14 protein-coding genes are annotated in these 16,819 nt (G+C 39.5%); 12 read left to right on the top strand and 2 right to left on the bottom strand.

Features of this window, described 5'->3' with window-relative positions; all coding sequences use genetic code 11:
• The 5 genes from MKX62_RS20330 (at window position 1) to ltrA (ending at window position 8,324) form a co-directional block, all read left to right on the top strand.
• Window positions 1-1,317 (top strand): dihydrolipoamide acetyltransferase family protein, encoded by a 1,317-nt coding sequence (locus MKX62_RS20330; protein WP_187044988.1) that lies wholly within the window; start codon window positions 1-3, stop codon window positions 1,315-1,317.
• A gap of 121 nt (window positions 1,318-1,438) precedes the next feature.
• Complete coding sequence (locus MKX62_RS20325; protein WP_187044987.1) at window positions 1,439-3,121, top strand: methylmalonyl-CoA mutase family protein; 1,683 nt, start codon at window positions 1,439-1,441, stop codon at window positions 3,119-3,121.
• Window positions 3,108-5,267, top strand: a complete 2,160-nt coding sequence (gene scpA, locus MKX62_RS20320; protein WP_340742173.1) for a methylmalonyl-CoA mutase — start codon at window positions 3,108-3,110, stop codon at window positions 5,265-5,267. Before MKX62_RS20325 ends, scpA begins: the two co-directional genes overlap by 14 nt.
• Before the next feature lie 41 nt (window positions 5,268-5,308).
• A complete protein-coding gene (gene meaB / locus MKX62_RS20315; protein ID WP_187047902.1) occupies window positions 5,309-6,343 on the top strand; it encodes a methylmalonyl Co-A mutase-associated GTPase MeaB in 1,035 nt (344 codons plus the stop codon).
• A 718-nt stretch (window positions 6,344-7,061) separates the two neighbouring features.
• Window positions 7,062-8,324 (top strand): group II intron reverse transcriptase/maturase, encoded by a 1,263-nt coding sequence (ltrA, locus tag MKX62_RS20310; RefSeq protein WP_340741359.1) that lies wholly within the window; start codon window positions 7,062-7,064, stop codon window positions 8,322-8,324.
• Between the two features lie 154 nt (window positions 8,325-8,478).
• On the opposite strand, the gene MKX62_RS20305 is transcribed toward ltrA, so the two are convergent.
• On the bottom strand, window positions 8,479-9,570 hold the full coding sequence (locus MKX62_RS20305; RefSeq protein ID WP_340742172.1) for a PfkB family carbohydrate kinase: 1,092 nt from the start codon (window positions 9,568-9,570) through the stop codon (window positions 8,479-8,481).
• A 284-nt stretch (window positions 9,571-9,854) separates the two neighbouring features.
• Between MKX62_RS20305 and MKX62_RS20300 the strand changes: the two genes are divergently transcribed.
• The 4 genes from MKX62_RS20300 to MKX62_RS20285 all read left to right on the top strand — a co-directional run bounded on the left by MKX62_RS20300 (window position 9,855) and on the right by MKX62_RS20285 (window position 14,543).
• A complete protein-coding gene (locus MKX62_RS20300; protein ID WP_187047901.1) occupies window positions 9,855-10,727 on the top strand; it encodes an EamA family transporter in 873 nt (290 codons plus the stop codon).
• 506 nt (window positions 10,728-11,233) lie between these two features.
• Window positions 11,234-12,298, top strand: coding sequence for a carbohydrate kinase family protein (locus MKX62_RS20295; RefSeq protein WP_340742171.1), 1,065 nt, complete (start codon window positions 11,234-11,236; stop codon window positions 12,296-12,298).
• Between the two features lies 1 nt (window position 12,299).
• A complete protein-coding gene (locus MKX62_RS20290; RefSeq protein ID WP_340742170.1) occupies window positions 12,300-13,223 on the top strand; it encodes a pseudouridine-5'-phosphate glycosidase in 924 nt (307 codons plus the stop codon).
• 138 nt (window positions 13,224-13,361) lie between these two features.
• On the top strand, window positions 13,362-14,543 hold the full coding sequence (locus MKX62_RS20285) for a NupC/NupG family nucleoside CNT transporter (RefSeq protein ID WP_187044982.1): 1,182 nt from the start codon (window positions 13,362-13,364) through the stop codon (window positions 14,541-14,543).
• Between the two features lie 297 nt (window positions 14,544-14,840).
• Here the strand turns inward: MKX62_RS20285 and MKX62_RS20280 are convergent, their stop codons facing one another.
• Window positions 14,841-15,671 (bottom strand): phytoene/squalene synthase family protein, encoded by an 831-nt coding sequence (locus MKX62_RS20280; RefSeq protein WP_338656491.1) that lies wholly within the window; start codon window positions 15,669-15,671, stop codon window positions 14,841-14,843.
• A gap of 516 nt (window positions 15,672-16,187) precedes the next feature.
• On the opposite strand from MKX62_RS20280, the gene MKX62_RS20275 reads away from it, so the two are divergent.
• The 3 genes from MKX62_RS20275 to MKX62_RS20265 are packed head-to-tail and all read left to right on the top strand — an operon-like array spanning window position 16,188 to window position 16,672.
• A complete protein-coding gene (locus MKX62_RS20275; protein WP_338656961.1) occupies window positions 16,188-16,376 on the top strand; it encodes a hypothetical protein in 189 nt (62 codons plus the stop codon).
• On the top strand, window positions 16,316-16,498 hold the full coding sequence (locus MKX62_RS20270; RefSeq protein ID WP_338656492.1) for a GNAT family N-acetyltransferase: 183 nt from the start codon (window positions 16,316-16,318) through the stop codon (window positions 16,496-16,498). The genes MKX62_RS20275 and MKX62_RS20270 overlap by 61 nt, the downstream gene beginning before the upstream one ends.
• 33 nt (window positions 16,499-16,531) lie before the next feature.
• Complete coding sequence (locus MKX62_RS20265) at window positions 16,532-16,672, top strand: hypothetical protein (RefSeq protein WP_338656493.1); 141 nt, start codon at window positions 16,532-16,534, stop codon at window positions 16,670-16,672.
• The last annotated feature ends 147 nt before the right edge of the window (window positions 16,673-16,819 follow it).

Below are 16,819 nucleotides of genomic sequence, written 5' to 3'. Positions count from 1 at the left end.
TTGGCTATTGAAAATATTTTAATGCCCCAACTCGGTGAAAGTGTGACAGAAGGCACAATCGAGAAATGGCTTGTCAAACCGGGGGATACAGTTAACAAATATGATTCACTTGCAGAAGTTAATACAGACAAAGTAACAGCAGAAGTACCTTCTTCATTTACAGGTGTCATCAAGGAATTGATCGCACAGGAGGGAGAGACGCTTGCAGTTGGAGCGCTTGTTTGTACGATTGAAACTGAAGGTGGAGGAGCTGCGGAAGTCGCAGTAGAAGCGGTACCAGCTAAGGCAGAACCTGCAAACGAAATGCCTGCTGCAGGTTCTCAAAAACCGGCTTCATCTTTGAATCGTGAAAAAGGAACGGCAGCAGGACGCTATTCTCCTGCAGTACTTCGTCTATCACAGGATAACGGCATTGATTTGTCACTTGTGGAAGGTTCAGGGAAAGAAGGACGCATCACGCGTAAAGATTTGCTTGCTATAATCGAGAGTGGCAACATTCCGACAGCAGCAGTAACTACTGAAGCGCCTGTTGTAGAAACGGCAGCTCCAACGTCGGTTACACAGGCGGCACCTGCACCGAAAGCAGCGGAGCCAGCCAATGTACCTGTTGCAGTAGGCGATATCGAAATCCCTGTTACAGGCGTGCGTCGTGCCATTGCTAGCAATATGCTGCGCTCAAAACACGAAGCTCCACACGCATGGATGATGATTGAAGTCGATGTTACGAGTCTTGTTCAATACCGCGATTCCTTGAAAAATGATTTCAAAAAGAAGGAAGGCTTCAACCTGACATACTTCGCATTCTTCGTGAAAGCAGTATCTCAAGCATTGAAAGAATTCCCTATGATGAACTCAATGTGGGCCGGCGACAAAATCATTCAGAAAAAAGATATCAATATTTCCATCGCAGTGGCGACGGAAGATTCCCTTTACGTTCCAGTCATCAATAATGCTGATGAAAAAACAATCAAAGGCATTGGACGTGATATTCAGGAGCTTGCAGGTAAAGTGCGTTCAGGTAAACTGAAATCATCCGAAATGCAAGGTGGTACATTCACAGTGAATAATACCGGCTCATTCGGTTCTGTTCAGTCAATGGGTATCATCAACCACCCGCAAGCAGCAATACTACAAGTCGAATCAATCGTTAAACGTCCTGTTGTGATGGACGGCGGCATGATCGGTGTGCGTGATATGGTGAACTTATGTCTATCACTCGATCACCGCGTTCTTGACGGTCTTGTTTGCGGACAATTCCTCGCACGAGTGAAAGCGATACTCGAAAACGTAACTGCAGAAAATACATCCATTTACTGATCAAAATTGTAAACCCCAGTGCCGTAAAATATAGCGCTGGGGTTTATTTTATCTTTCAACAAAAGCGTTACTCGGGTAAACTAGTAATAGATTGATTATTTTGAGGAGGGAAGCGCAAAATATGACCATACATAACATGCAAACAACAACATTCGATAAAGCGGGATTTGAACAATGGAAAGAAGTCGCTGTCCAGTCATTGAAAGGAAAGCCTTTCGATTCGCTTATCACGAAAACGATTGAAGGGATTGACCTTCAGCCATTATATACGCAGGAAAGTCTTGCGAAACGTGCACAGCTAATTCGTGCGGCAAAAAAAGAGACAGGCTGGATTGTTGCACAGCAACCATATGCTACGGATGGACAAAAGTTCGTCGCTGACCTGAAAAGTTCGATTGAACGTGGCAATGAAGCGATTGTTTACGATGGGGCAAAAACACTTCACTGGGAAGAGTCTTCTCTCGCTGAAATCGCCCAACTTATGAAGCAATATCCGATTTTCATTACAAATATGAAGCATGATAACTCATTTCTGAAAGCGTTTTCCCTTGTCCCAGAAATGGATCGTTCCTCCGTTAACGGGGCAATTTCGGTCTCTGGTTGGACTCTTCCAGCAGGATACACAAACGTCCGGACAGCTAGCGCGGATATGTGGGTTGCACATCACAAAGGCGCGGATGCAGTGACTGAACTTGCATTAGTCCTCGCATATGCAGCGGATCAAGCTTCAAAAGTGGACAATTTTAGTGATTTTGCCGATGACTTTTTTGTTCGATTTGCAGTTGATACGCATTTCTTTATGGAAATTTCAAAGTTCCGTGCGTTTCGTGTTCTTTGGCAAGCATTCAGTTCTGCGTATGGGGTAGCTGAAGCTCCATATGTACCAATCATTGCAATAACATCGTTGCGTTCTTACTCAAAACTAGATCCGTATGTCAACGTCTTGCGTGCAGGCAATGAAACATTCGCCGCAGTTCTTGGCGGCGCTGACGTTATTACAGTTCACCCACACAATATTATTACTGGACCGACAAGCAGTTCTGTACGTATGGCACGAAATATCCAACTTGTTATTAAAGAAGAAACTCATTCCGATAAAGTAATTGATCCTGCAGGCGGTTCTTATTTCATGGAAACCTTGACGTCTGAACTTGTTGATAAATCATGGACACTCTTTTTGGAAATACAGTCTACAGGCGGCTATGATGCATTCATTGCCAGTGACAAGTTCGGGAAATTACTTGAGCAACGTAGGGGCGATGTTTCGAAAGGGAAACAGTCGTTGATTGGTACAAATGTTTACGCTGAATTGACGGATACGAACTTTACTGATTGGGATGGCATTCAATTTGAAGGACGTCTTGCAGAACCTTTCGAAAAACTAGCTGCACTGCAAAAAGATAGTGCGACGCGAATTGCATTGCTGACGTTCGGCGAGTTAAAAGATTTCAAACCACGTGCAGATTTTGTCGGCGGCTTTTTAGCGACAGGTGGTATGCGCGCTGAATGGGGTCCAACATTCGATAATGCACAACAAGCTGTTACATGGCTTGCGGATGACAAGCCGGATTATGCAATTGTTTGTGCAACATCCAGCCTAACTGAAACGATAATGGAACAATTGCTGGCAGGACGCCCAGAAGGACTTGTCTTGGATGTGGCAGGAAAGTACGATTCTGCACTGTCAGAAACATGGCTTAATGCCGGTCTAAATGGCTTCATCTATGCGGGTCAAGATAAAGTAGGAAAACTAATAGCTATCAACGACAAATTGGAAGGGGCTGCGTCTGATGAACAAGCCTGATTTCAACAAAGTAGACTTGCGGCAGATTGCTAGCAGTTCGGCAAAAACAGTAACCCAGTCAGGGCAACTTTTTAGAACAAATGAAGGTATCGATGTTAAAACGCTCTATACCGGTAAAGACACGGAGAACCTATCCCATTTGCCTGATTTACCTGGCATCGCACCAAATACTAGGGGTCCCTATCCGACAATGTTCGTTTCTAGACCGTGGACAGTCCGTCAATACGCCGGATTCTCAACTGCTGAGGAAAGCAATGCCTTTTACCGCCGAAATTTGGCAATGGGGCAAAAAGGATTATCTGTCGCATTCGACCTTGCGACTCACCGCGGCTATGACTCTGATCATCCACGTGTGACTGGGGATGTCGGAAAAGCAGGCGTTGCTATTGATTCGGTAGAGGATATGAAAATCCTATTTGATGGTATTCCGCTCGATCAGATGTCAGTATCTATGACAATGAACGGCGCGGTATTGCCAATTATGGCGTTTTATATCGTTGCGGCTGAAGAACAGGGAGTGTCACCTGAAAAACTTGCTGGTACCATCCAAAATGATATATTGAAGGAGTATATGGTGAGAAATACGTATATTTTCCCGCCAGAAATGTCGATGAAAATCATTGCGGATATTTTTGATTACACATCCACTAAAATGCCGAAATTTAACTCGATTTCAATTTCTGGCTATCATATGCAAGAAGCGGGCGCAACGGCGGATATCGAGCTTGCCTATACACTTGCGGATGGTCTTGAATATGTCAGGACAGGTTTGAAAGCAGGCATTGATATCGATTCATTCGCACCTAGACTATCGTTTTTCTGGGCGGTAGGCATGAATTACTTCATGGAAGTTGCCAAAATGCGCGCGGCACGGAAAATGTGGGCGCAAATGATGCAGACGTTTGAACCGAAAAATCCAAAGTCACTTGCGCTACGTACACATTCACAAACGTCAGGCTGGAGTTTGACGGAACAAGATCCGTTCAACAATATAACGCGAACATTAATAGAAGCAAATGCTGCAGCGATGGGGCATACACAGTCACTCCATACCAATGCGCTTGACGAAGCAATTGCATTGCCGACAGATTTCTCAGCACGGATTGCTCGGAATACGCAATTGTTCCTGCAAGAAGAGACGATGATGACCAAAGTGATTGATCCATGGGGCGGCTCATACTATGTTGAAAAATTGACAGATGAGTTGATGGATAAAGCTTGGGAATTAATCACAGAAATCGAGGAACTCGGCGGAATGGCGAAAGCGATTGAAACCGGCCTTCCCAAAATGAAAATCGAAGAAGCGGCCGCAAAACGTCAGGCTCAAATCGACTCCCGTGCAGAATCAATTATCGGTGTAAATAAATACCGTTTAGATACTGAAGATCCAATCGATATTTTGGACATTGACAATACGCTAGTACGCCAGAAACAAATCGATCGTATCAATCAGATGAAAGCAGACAGAGACGAAGCGAAAGTAACGACTATCCTAGCCGAGTTGACTGAAATTGCACGTAGTGGCGACGGTAATCTTTTAGCATGTGCCGTTAATGCAGCACGTGCACGCGCAACCATCGGTGAAATATCAGATGCGATTGAAAGTGTATCAGGTAGACATAAGGCGGTGATTCGTTCGGTGAGTGGCGTTTACAGTTCGAATTTCTCGAACACAGAAGAAATTGACGAAGTAAAAATGATGGCAGAAGATTTCCTTGGAAATGAAGGGCGTCGTCCACGTATCCTTATCGCAAAAATGGGACAAGACGGTCATGACCGCGGTGCAAAAGTAATCGCTTCCTCATTTGCAGATCTTGGTTTTGATGTAGACATCGGGCCATTATTTCAAACGCCAGAAGAAACGGCACTACAAGCCGCTGAAAATGATGTCCACGTCATCGGTGTAAGTTCACTTGCTGCGGGTCATAAAACGCTTGTTCCGACACTACGTGAAGAGCTTGCCAAAATTGGTCGAGAAGATATTCTTATTGTCGTCGGTGGGGTTATACCTGCGCAAGATTATGCATTCCTACGTGAAAATGGTGCTGCGGCAATTTTCGGTCCAGGAACCGTCATTCCGGTTGCAGCGCAAAAAGTCATTGAAGAAATCTATCGTAGGCTTGGCTATGAGGAAGTGGCGGATTGAAAGACAACAACCGTTTAACTGATGACAGTGCATTGAATGTGATGGGTGGGATTACTTCCTCACATGATGGCATGGCAGCAACGGCGCGGAAACGTTTTGTGAAAAAGGGCCGCGAAATCCCGGTTGAAGAGTTGTCGGAAAAGATATCAAATGGCTCCCGGCTTCATCTTGCAAAAGGGATTACGCTTCTCGAAAGTATTATTCTAGATGATAAAGTTGCCGGGCAGCAGCTGTTGCTCAATTTGCTTCCTAAAACGGGCAATAGCATCCGGATTGGCATCACCGGAGTTCCAGGTGCAGGGAAAAGCACGTTTATTGAAGCATTCGGCTTAATGCTAGCTAATGCAGGCCACAAAGTTGCCGTGCTTGCTATAGATCCAAGCTCAACTGTAACAGGCGGTAGTATCCTTGGTGATAAAACGCGGATGGAAGAACTTGCAAGGCATCCGAACGCGTTCATTCGCCCCTCACCGTCTGCAGGTACACTTGGTGGTGTTCACAAAAAATCGCGCGAGACGATGTTACTTTGTGAAGCGGCAGGTTATGACGTTATTTTAATAGAAACGGTCGGAGTCGGGCAAAGTGAAACGGTTGTCCGTGGAATGGTCGATTATTTCATGCTGCTGGTACTAACTGGTGCCGGAGATGAACTGCAAGGGATGAAAAAAGGGATTATGGAACTGGCAGACGGGGTTGTTGTTCACAAAGCTGACGGTGATAATTTAAGGTTGGCGAAAAAGACAGTACGGGAATACCGTCAGCTTCTTCACTTCCTCCAGCCTGCATCACCCGGTTGGACTTCGACTGCACTTCCTGTTTCATCAATTAAAAATACAGGTCTTGAAGAGGTTTGGGAAATGATAGTATCATTTAAAGAGACAATGGATGATAGCGGATTCTGGGAAGGGCGCAGGCAATCACAGACGAAAGATTGGTTCCGTTCCATGATTAATGATCGACTTATCGATAGTTTTTTTGCACAACCTGGGAAGAAAGAGGAAGTCATAAAACTCGAGAAGGGGCTACTTGAGGGAAATCTTACTGTGACGGGCGCAGTCGATCGTTTGTTTGGATAAAGCTCCAAGATATAAGAAGGCCGTTTAATGGCATGAGATATTTTTGCTGTTCAAGTGGATGTCAAATAAAACGAATAAACGAACACGATACTATCCTATAAATAAACTACAATTGTATAATAATAAAATAAAGATCAGACATTTACACAAATGTCTGATCTTTTTTGGTGCGCCCAGCATGGGTGTAGTCTATAGGGTGCAAGTCCCGAACTGTGAAGGCAGAAGTAACAGTTAGCTTAACGCAAGGGTGTCCATGGTGACGTGGAATCTGAAGGAAGCGAGCAGCAAACCTCCGGTCTGAGGAACACGAACTTCATATAAGGCTATGTACGATTGGGTGAGTTTGCCAAACAAAACAAAGCCCTTTCTGCCGAAGGTCGTATGTAGTAAATGAAGCAGATAGGTGGAGGGAAAGACTACGTTCTTACCTGGGGAGGTCTGATTGATACGCCAAGTACACTTGGTAACCTACTCAGTGATGGGTAGCTGAACAATCAGAAGTCAGCAGAAGCCATAGTACCATTCGAACTCGAGAAGAATGGGAAGGGCTGAACAATTAAGAGAGAACAACATCTTGGCATTCAGTAACCTGCGAAGAACACAGATAACCGATAAGGCATGCTTGAAGGAGGAAGTGGTGAATCCCACGGGGGACTTCGAGATGGTGGAGCAGAGCTGGTATAAGAAGAAGCGTTGTTCACGGAAAGAGGCGTAACCAATGTTGATGGAACGAATACTGTCGCGTGAAAATCTGCTTTCTGCCCTGAAACGGGTGGAACGCAATAAAGGGAGCCATGGTGTAGATGAAATGCCCGTACAAAACCTACGAAAGCACATCTTGGAACACTGGGAATCCATGAAAATGGAACTTCTTGAGGGTACTTATAAGCCGCAACCTGTCCGCAGGGTCGAAATCCCGAAACCTGACGGTGGCGTGCGGTTATTAGGTATCCCTACCGTGACGGATCGTCTCATTCAGCAAGCCGTTGCCCAAGTATTATCTACTTTGTATGATCCAACGTTTTCCGACCATAGCTATGGTTTTCGACCAAAGCGAAGCGCCTACGGCGCAATAAGGAAAGCGAAAGGATATATACAGGAAGGTAATCGGTGGGTAATCGATATAGACTTGGAGAAGTTCTTCGACAAAGTGAACCATGATAGGTTAATGGGAACACTTTCGAAACGAATCGAAGACAAACGTCTGCTTAAGCTAATCCGTGACTATTTGAAATCAGGAATCATGATAAATGGTATCGTGACAACCAGTGAGGAAGGTACGCCGCAAGGTGGCCCACTCAGTCCATTACTTTCCAATATTGTCCTTGATGAACTAGACCAAGAATTGGAGGAAAGAGGACATAAATTTGTCCGATACGCTGATGACTGTAACATCTATGTGAAAACACAGAGAGCAGGTAATAGGGTCATGAGTTCTGTCACTTCATTTATTGAAGGGAAACTTAAGTTGAAAGTGAATCTGGGTAAATCTGCAGTTGACCGTCCATGGAAGAGGAAATTTCTCGGATTCAGTTTCACCAATGGTAAAGAACCGAAGGTTCGCATCGCCAAAGAAAGTGTGAAACGGATGAAGAATAAAATTCGCGAAATCACTTCAAGGAAGAAACCTTATCCCATGGAATATCGGATAAAGAAACTCAATCAATATCTGATGGGTTGGTGTGGCTATTTCGCATTGGCAGATACGCCAAGCGTGTTCATTAAATTCGATTCTTGGATTAAAAGAAGACTCCGGATGTGTATGTGGAAGAACTGGAAAAAGCCAAGTACGAAGGTGAGGAAACTCATTGGATTAGGTGCGCCGAAAGATAAGGCATACGAATGGGGTAACTCACGTAAAAGTTACTGGAGAATTTCTAAAAGTCCCGTATTACATAGAACCCTCGGAAACTCCTACTGGAGTTCCCAAGGGCTCAAAAGTCTACTGTCACGTTACGAAACTTTGCGTTATCAATCTTAATTGAACCGCCGTATACCGAACGGTACGTACGGTGGTGTGAGAGGTCGGGAGTTAATCACTCCCTCCTACTCGATTATATAAATGAATGGTTTGCGTTTATTCATGCACTTCATACTAAAGTTTCGCTTCACGGTGAAAGTAGAACAATGTATTATCACATAAATCCCTCAACTATTTCATGAATTTTTTCGGGTTTTAAAAGTGTAGAGACAGATTCCTCAGTTTGCTGGGTAAGTGCAGAACCTGCAAGCCCCAATTGACAAGCCCGCAATAGTGATTCTTCGTTCATAAGCCCATATATTGCGCATGAAGAAAATGCATCACTAGCCCCTGTGACATCTACAACTTCAGTTTTGAAAGGGGATAAATGCCCAGATTCTTGTGGTGAAGAATAATAAACTCCATTATCATTAAGCGTGATAATAACTTTTTGTACGCCGCGTAGTCTAATCTTTTCACAGACAGTTTGGCAATCCTCAAACGAAGTAATTTTCAACTCAGCAAGTATTTCTGCTTCTTCTTGATTGAGGAGCAATAGTTCTACTCCTTCAAGTTGAAAAGGAAGTTTTTGCGCCTTGGCTGAAGATATAGGATCAATGTACAAGGGAATATTTTCATCCCTGCAACGTTTAATTAAATAACTTATGCAATCCTTAGAAATATTAGTATCCAAAAAAACGGCTTGTGAGGCCACTATATAGGACCATTTCTCTTCGATCATAGAAATCGTTATTTTTTCGTAGATGTTCATATCGGCCATAGAGACAATCATTTCACCATTAACATCCAATAAAGTGGTATAAGTACCTGTTCGTTCTGTCTGCAATACCCATACTTGACTGACATCTACTCCTTGGCTTTTCGTTTCCCTCAGTATCCAGTTACCTTCCTTGTCGTCTCCCACAGAAGTCATAAGAGAAGTGTTATACCCAAGCCGACTTAAATTTTCGGCAAAGTTTCGTGCCACACCACCACAAACTTCAGTTGTTTCAACGGGATTGGATGAATACAAATGCACTTTTTGATTCGATCGCGCTTTCCGGTCTGTGTTTGCTCCACCGATACACACGATGGAAGATTCCTCTTGGAGAATATAAGCACGCCCTTTGATTTCACCGCGTTTTGTCAGTGTAGCAATATAGTTAGCAACCGCTGAACGTGATAAACCGACTTTATTTGATAGTTCTTGCTGTGAAATAAAAGGGTTTATTCTAATATGATGTAATATTTGATGTTCTTTAGACATTAAAATAACCTCGCTTTTAGTTAGACAATAGTTTACAATGTAAACTATTGTCTGTAATGCTGATTTGAAATAAGGGAAAGTAATTCATGGGTGTTGAGAATCTCGTTCATAACCTGAAAATTACGCATTAAGTATAAAAAGATCCTTTATTTAGGAATTGGTACGCTTGTCCAAATCCATTATAAAGGAAACCTGATACGACAATCATACATCAATCTTATCGTTTGGTAAATGCACTACATCCATATATATACAAAACAATTGGAGGAAATAATACAATGAAAATGTGGTTATACCCTTTGTTAGTAGTTTTAGCAGCTAGTAGTTATGGTTTAGTGTCAACTATCATTAAACTTGCAATACAAGGTGGTTTTTCGGTCTCAGAAGCAATTACAAGCCAATTTTTTATAGGGTTTTGTATAGCGGTATGTATTTTTCTTCTAACAAATAGAGAAAAAATAAGCTTTAAAGGGATTAAAATTCTTATTTTAGCAGGAGTATTAACAGGATTGACGAATATTTTTTATGGTCGCTCTTTAATCTATTTACCTGCTTCTTTAGCGGTGGTACTTCTGTTTCAATTTACGTGGATAGGTATGTTGATTTCTTGTATAGCAAAACGGCAACTCCCAAGTCGAATCGAGTTTATTTCGTTAATCGTTTTGTTTGCAGGAACTATACCAGCTGCAGGTTTGATTGATGTAGATTTATCTCAAATACCTATTCAAGGTTGGTTATGGGGTTTAACTGCAGCTCTTTGTTTTTCTTTATTTTTATTTGTTAATAGCAAGCCAATTAAGAGTATGAATACATCTAACCGATTACTATTGGTTTCCTTTTTTGCTTTTATGACAACAGCTACTTTTCAGTCTCCAGAAATCATTTGGAATGGAACACTGTTTGGTGAGGGACTCTGGGTATATGGTTTGGCATTAGGATTGTTCGGTATGATCATACCGGTTTATTTATTTACCATCGCAGTTCCTAAAGTAGGATTGGGTATGTCGTCAATATTGAGTGCTTTTGAATTGCCGATTGCGGTGTTGGTTTCAGTTATATTATTAAGTGAAATCGTTACTCCACTACAAATAGTAGGTATAGTAATCATCATTATGGGTATCATTTTACCAACAGTCTTAAAAAAGGATAAATTGTAGATTGAAAAAAATTTAAAGCATTTTAAACATAATCGTAAATAGACAAGTCCTCATCCAATTTGATAAAAAGGGTGGGGTATTTTTTTTAGAGTAGATTTTCAGATGGGTTATTTTAGTTATATATATTCGATTACTGGTTCTGAATCACGAATAATTACAAGTTCTATTGTTGAGGTTATCGCTTAACAGAGAAGATGTATTGGAATGAGTCTTTTTTATTTTAAAAGATAAGGATAAGTTTTTCTAATTGGATCAGTGTTTAGACACTTGGCGTTAGCTATGTGGCAAAGAGAGTTATGTTGCTGGATCGGCTTTTGTCTGTAACGTCTAGCGGGAGCATTACTCTTTTCTCATCTTGTTGAGACAATAGTGGAAATAGAGCAATTTATTGTTGACAATTTATAAAAAAGTCGTATACTAAACATATGTTTACAATATAAACTTTTGTTTCAAGGGTGAGGGGGTGTGAAAAAATCGCTAATGAAAATGAGGATTTAATTTTAGGTATGATTAAAGAAAGACCACTTATTTCTCAACACGAATTGTCGGAACTAACAGGTTTACCAAACTCTTCAATTGCTGAAATTATTTCCGGGCTAATCAAGAATGAGCATATTTCCGGGAATGCTTATGTTTTAAATGAGAACTCACCTATTATTTGTATAGGTGGAGCTAATGTAGATAGAAAACTCTATGCAAAGTTTGAGATATCTAATGGAACGTCTAATCCAGTAAAATCTTCTCGAACGATTGGAGGAGTAGCAAGGAATATTGCTGAAAATCTAGGTAGACTGGGTGAGCAAGTTGTATTAATCTCAGCAAGTGGTAACGATTTAGAATGGAAAGAGATTTATGATATGTCTTCTCCATTTATGAATTTAGAGCATGTTACTCAATTTGAAAATGCATCAACAGGTTCCTATACCGCGGTATTGGATAAGAACGGTGATTTATCAATTGCATTAGCAGATATGGATATTTTCGAAGAAATTACTCCTGAATTATTGGAAAAAGACAGCAATATTCTTAAATGCGCTAAATGTATTGTAGTTGATTTGAATTGTCCGGTTGAAACGGTTGAATTTCTTTGTTCTTTCGCAACTGGGCATACTATTCCACTAGTTATCATTCCTGTTTCGTCTCCAAAAATGAATCGACTTCCCAAAACACTGGATGCGGTTAGTTGGCTCATCGTAAATAAAGATGAAACAGAAACTTTTATGAATATAAAAATTAATGATGATAAAGATTGGGAAAAATCAGTTGAGAGATGGTTAGAATTAGGAGTTAAAAATGTTATTGTAACTAACGGATCAAAAGGTGTGCTTACAGGTAGTGAAAATGGCGAGATTCGTTATTTCCCAGCTATCGAAGAACCAGTAGTTGTGGATGTTACAGGTGCGGGGGATTCATTTTGTTCGGGAGTTATTTATTCCTGGTTACAAAAGAAAGACTTTGATTACATTATTAAGTCCGGTTTGGTCAATGCCCAAAAAACAATTTTGTCAAAGCATACAGTTAGACAAGAATTATCCCAAAAACAATTTAAACTAGATATGGAGGAAATTTAAAATGAAAAAGTATATTGAATTATCAAAAGAGGTACAACAGGCAAAAGAGGATGGGAAAGCAATTGTGGCATTAGAGTCTACAATTATTTCTCACGGGATGCCTTATCCCCAAAACGTAAAAATGGCTCGAGAGGTTGAACAAATTGTTCGCGATAACGGGGCTGTTCCAGCAACAATTGCTATTATTGATGGGAAAATCAAAATCGGTTTAACAGATGAAGAGTTGGAGTTATTCGGTAAAAGTTCAGATGTTGCTAAAGTGTCAAGACGCGACTTACCACAAATTATTGCTACAAAAAAACTAGGTGCAACAACTGTGGCAACTACAATGATTTGTGCTGAATTAGTGGACATCAAAATCTTTGTAACAGGCGGTATTGGTGGCGTTCATAAAGGTGCAGAAACTACAATGGATGTTTCAGCTGACCTTGAAGAATTAGCTCAGACGGACGTAGCGGTAATTTGTGCAGGAGCTAAATCAATCCTAGATCTAGCGCTTACGATGGAATACCTTGAAACAAAAGGGGTTCCTGTGCTTGGCTATGAAACGGAGTGTCTACCAGCATTCTATACAAGAAATAGTGAATTTAAATTAAACTTCTCTACGGATTCAATTGATGTAATTGCTGATGTATTGAAAACTAAATGGGAATTAAATCTTAAAGGTGGGGTAGTAATTGCTAACCCAATCCCTGAAGAATTTGCTATGGATGAAGACTATATCAATGGAATTATTGACCAAGCAATCAAAGAAGCAGAAGAAAATAATATTATTGGTAAAGATACTACACCGTTCTTACTTGGTAAAATTAAAGAATTAACAGATGGTAAAAGCCTTGATGTAAATATTGAATTAGTAAAACACAATGCTAAAGTAGGAGCTCAAATTGCAGTTAATTTAAACAGCAAAACAAACGAACAATAAAACTATTACTTAAGATAAGCTGATCTTTACTACTATAAATTCACTCATCTAGTTCCTTTTCGTATTTTTACAAAAATATGAAAAGGAACTAGTATTATCAATTAATTGAAAGCGCTAACATAAAAGGGGATGATTTACATGAAATTTCTATTCTTAATAACAGGGATATTACTTGTTTTTTTTATTGCGTTTATATTTAGTAATGATAGAAAAAAGATAAAATATAAACGTATTCTGATTATGTTAGCTGTACAAATCGTTGTAGTTTATTTCATGATGAATACTAGTATAGGTCTAATTGCTATTACCAGTGTTGGTAAGTTTTTTGAGAAACTGTTAGCTATTGCTGATACAGGAATTCAATTTGTATTTGGTGGTATCGTGAATGAAGGTGAAATATCTTTTATATTTGTAGCGTTATTACCTCTAGTATTCTTATCGGTCCTAATAGGTATACTAAACTATATCAAATTATTACCTTACATTATCAAATATCTAGGTTTATTTTTAAGTAAAATAACTGGAATGGGTAAACTTGAAAGCTATTTTGCAGTATCTACTGCAATACTTGGACAACCAGAAGTATTTTTGACAATTATTAGACAAATACCTCATTTATCTTCAAAAAGACTTTATACAATTTGTACTTCCGCGATGAGTGCAGTAAGTATGGCAATGGTTGGAGCTTATATGACGATGTTAGAGCCGAAATATGTTGTAACTGCTGTTGTTTTAAATATTTTTAGTGCACTCATAATTGCAAATATTATTAATCCGTATGATTTAGAAAGTGATGATGAATTAATTCAAGTGGATGAAGATGAGAGAGTTCCTTTCTTCCAAATGGTTGGAGATAGCGTAATGGATGGTTTTAAACTCGTAGTTACCGTTGCTGCTATGCTATTAGGGTTTATTGCTTTGATGGAATTAATTAATGTGATTTTTCTCGGCGTATTTCAAGTCTCATTCCAAACAGTTATTGGTTATATCTTTGCACCAATCGCTTTCTTGATGGGTGTGCCATGGGCAGAAGCTGTACAAGCGGGTGGAATTATGGCTACAAAACTTGTTACTAATGAATTTGTTGCAATGTTGAGTTTTGGTGAAATTTCTTCAAATCTTTCTGATAAAACAGTGGCAATTGTATCGGTTTATTTGGTTAGTTTTGCAAACTTTGGAACTGTTGGTATTGTTGCTGGCTCAATCAAATCAATTAGTGAAAAACAAGGTCATTATGTTTCGAAATTTGCTTTAAAACTGTTATTAGGTGCAACACTAGCCTCTGTAATTTCGGCTACTATCATTGGTATTGTTATGTGATTATATAAAAGGGAATATGTGTGCATTGATGGATTCCTATGGTTTTAAAATTCGTCAACTATTGTCATTTCCAAATAGACAGAAGAAAGGGAGGAAGAATTCAGCTGTATAATGTGGTTGATTTCTTTTTTTATAATTCTGCTCTTTGCTTTTAAAAGAGGGGGGATTTAGTATTTAGATTAATGCTTACACAAAAAGCATAAGTGGCCTAATGGCTAATCAAAAAGACGACTGCGCATTCAAAATTCGAATGTACAGTCGTCTTTTTTCGAAAGTCATTAAAAACACTGAAACAATCTAAACGTGTTTTTGATCATTAATAATCTCGTCCACAGTGGATTCTACTTCTGTACGTGACATTTTTTCTTTACCATTTTTTAATGTTTTTAAAGTGCTTTTTGCTAAGGCAAGTGGAATTTTACAGAATAACAAAATATTTTTTGTGTCAATCGATTCTATATATTCATCTGCTTTATTCAAATTCGCTGTTGCATAGGCAAACATATCGTTTCTATCCCAACCATCGGGTATAAAACGGACGCCGCGATCAGCATCTTCATCTTGATTGCGTAGCATATTGACAGCTTGCAAGCCTCGGCCATAGCCAATCGCTAAGTCTCGATCCGTTATCGTACCGTCATACAACTCCCATATATCAGATAACATAATGCCAACTAAGCCAGCTACATAATATGTATACTCATCTAAATCTTCTTTCGTTTTTACAACCCAGTCTTTTTCTACCCAACGGGCCATACCATCGGCCATAATACTTGTTGACTCTTTAACCTTGTCAATAATACTTTCCGGGCATACGGAAAGCCAATCACCCAGTCTTAACGTAACCTCTGGTAAAAGATTCTCGTAGGGCTTTAAGAGTTGTTGATAGGCTACGTGATCAAAATCTGTCTGTAAAAGTTTACTAGTAGAACGCAACAAGTGCTGCTTAGTTTCAGCTTCTAAGTCCTCGTGATCTTCAATTTCATCAATCGCACGCATACATAAATAGGCAGAGCCGACCGTCTTTCTTAATGTCGGATTGAGCAGCTTAATTGGAATATAAAAGGTTCTACTTGTTAGCTTTAGTACATGCATAGCTTCTTTTTGTAATTTAGCTTCATTACTCATTGAGATTATCCCCCTTCAACCTATGGCAGTGTTAGTAGATTAATTAGCATGTTTACGCTTTTTGTTGACTTGTCATTATAACTTTGAACGCAGGCTCAATAACTGAAACTCAAGGTACCTAGAGTGTTAACTAGTTAGATGCAAAAATCTGATTTTCAAGGGAACGTTAAATAACAATCCTAGAACTTCCCAAATATACCCCTATTTCTAGGAGCAGCTGAAAATAATAGTTATACTTTCATTTAATCATAATTAGGTGAAAAACGGAAGTCACTAAAGTCACTAAAGCCACTTAATATGAGATAATGGGTGAAAAAGTATTGTGTTGTAGTGATTAATTTAAAAACGTGGCAAACTGTTGCGAGAATATAATATTTAAAAAAGAGGTGTGATTGTTGATAACAGAATTATATGAAGTACATTAAGCAGTAAGTGACCTAGATTAGAGAAATAAAAACTTCAGATGCAGAAAATTTTGTCTATCTTACTCGGCAAGTCGAGGGAAGTACTGAATATATGCTCTGGGAAGTAGGAGAAAGAAATATTCAACCCGAACAACAACGAAAAATTATAGAGGGTATAGAGGAAAACGAGACCTCTACTATATTTGTTGCTGAAACTGACAATGTGTTAGTGGGGTACTTATGGCTGTTGGCGGTAATGCAAGAAGAAGAAAACATTCTTCCTATATTGTTATTGGAATAGTAGAGGATTATAGGGGACAAGGAAGGGGAAGAAAGTTATTTAAAGAGTTGGAACAATGGGCATCTAACCATAATATACATCGTTTAGAACTGGCAAGGGAGTCAAAGAAATATTTTAGATAAATATGGTGAAATGCGATTTAAAGGGGGGAGAAGATGAAAAAAGAAAAAAGTCAAGAAGGTTTTTTAAAAAACATACTAAATGAGATTCAAAATTCAATCTTATTTGAATTAATTTGGAGTATTTTATTATTTATACCGAGAATGATAATTCGATTAATCAAGAATATTTATTGACTTATTGTTATGTTCTTATTGAGTAATGTAGTTAACTACTTTCCTGAATCGGTGTTATGTCAATCTGTTGTGTATGGCGTATACAAACCCGTTTAGCAACATAATGTTTTCGATTTATGAAATTGGGGGACATGCCTTAAAGAAATA

Source organism: Sporosarcina sp. FSL K6-5500 (genome assembly GCF_038005665.1).
GTDB lineage: Bacteria > Bacillota > Bacilli > Bacillales_A > Planococcaceae > Sporosarcina > Sporosarcina psychrophila.
Note: the sequence above shows the minus strand (reverse complement) of the source record. Positions and strands in the feature narration are given on the sequence as shown.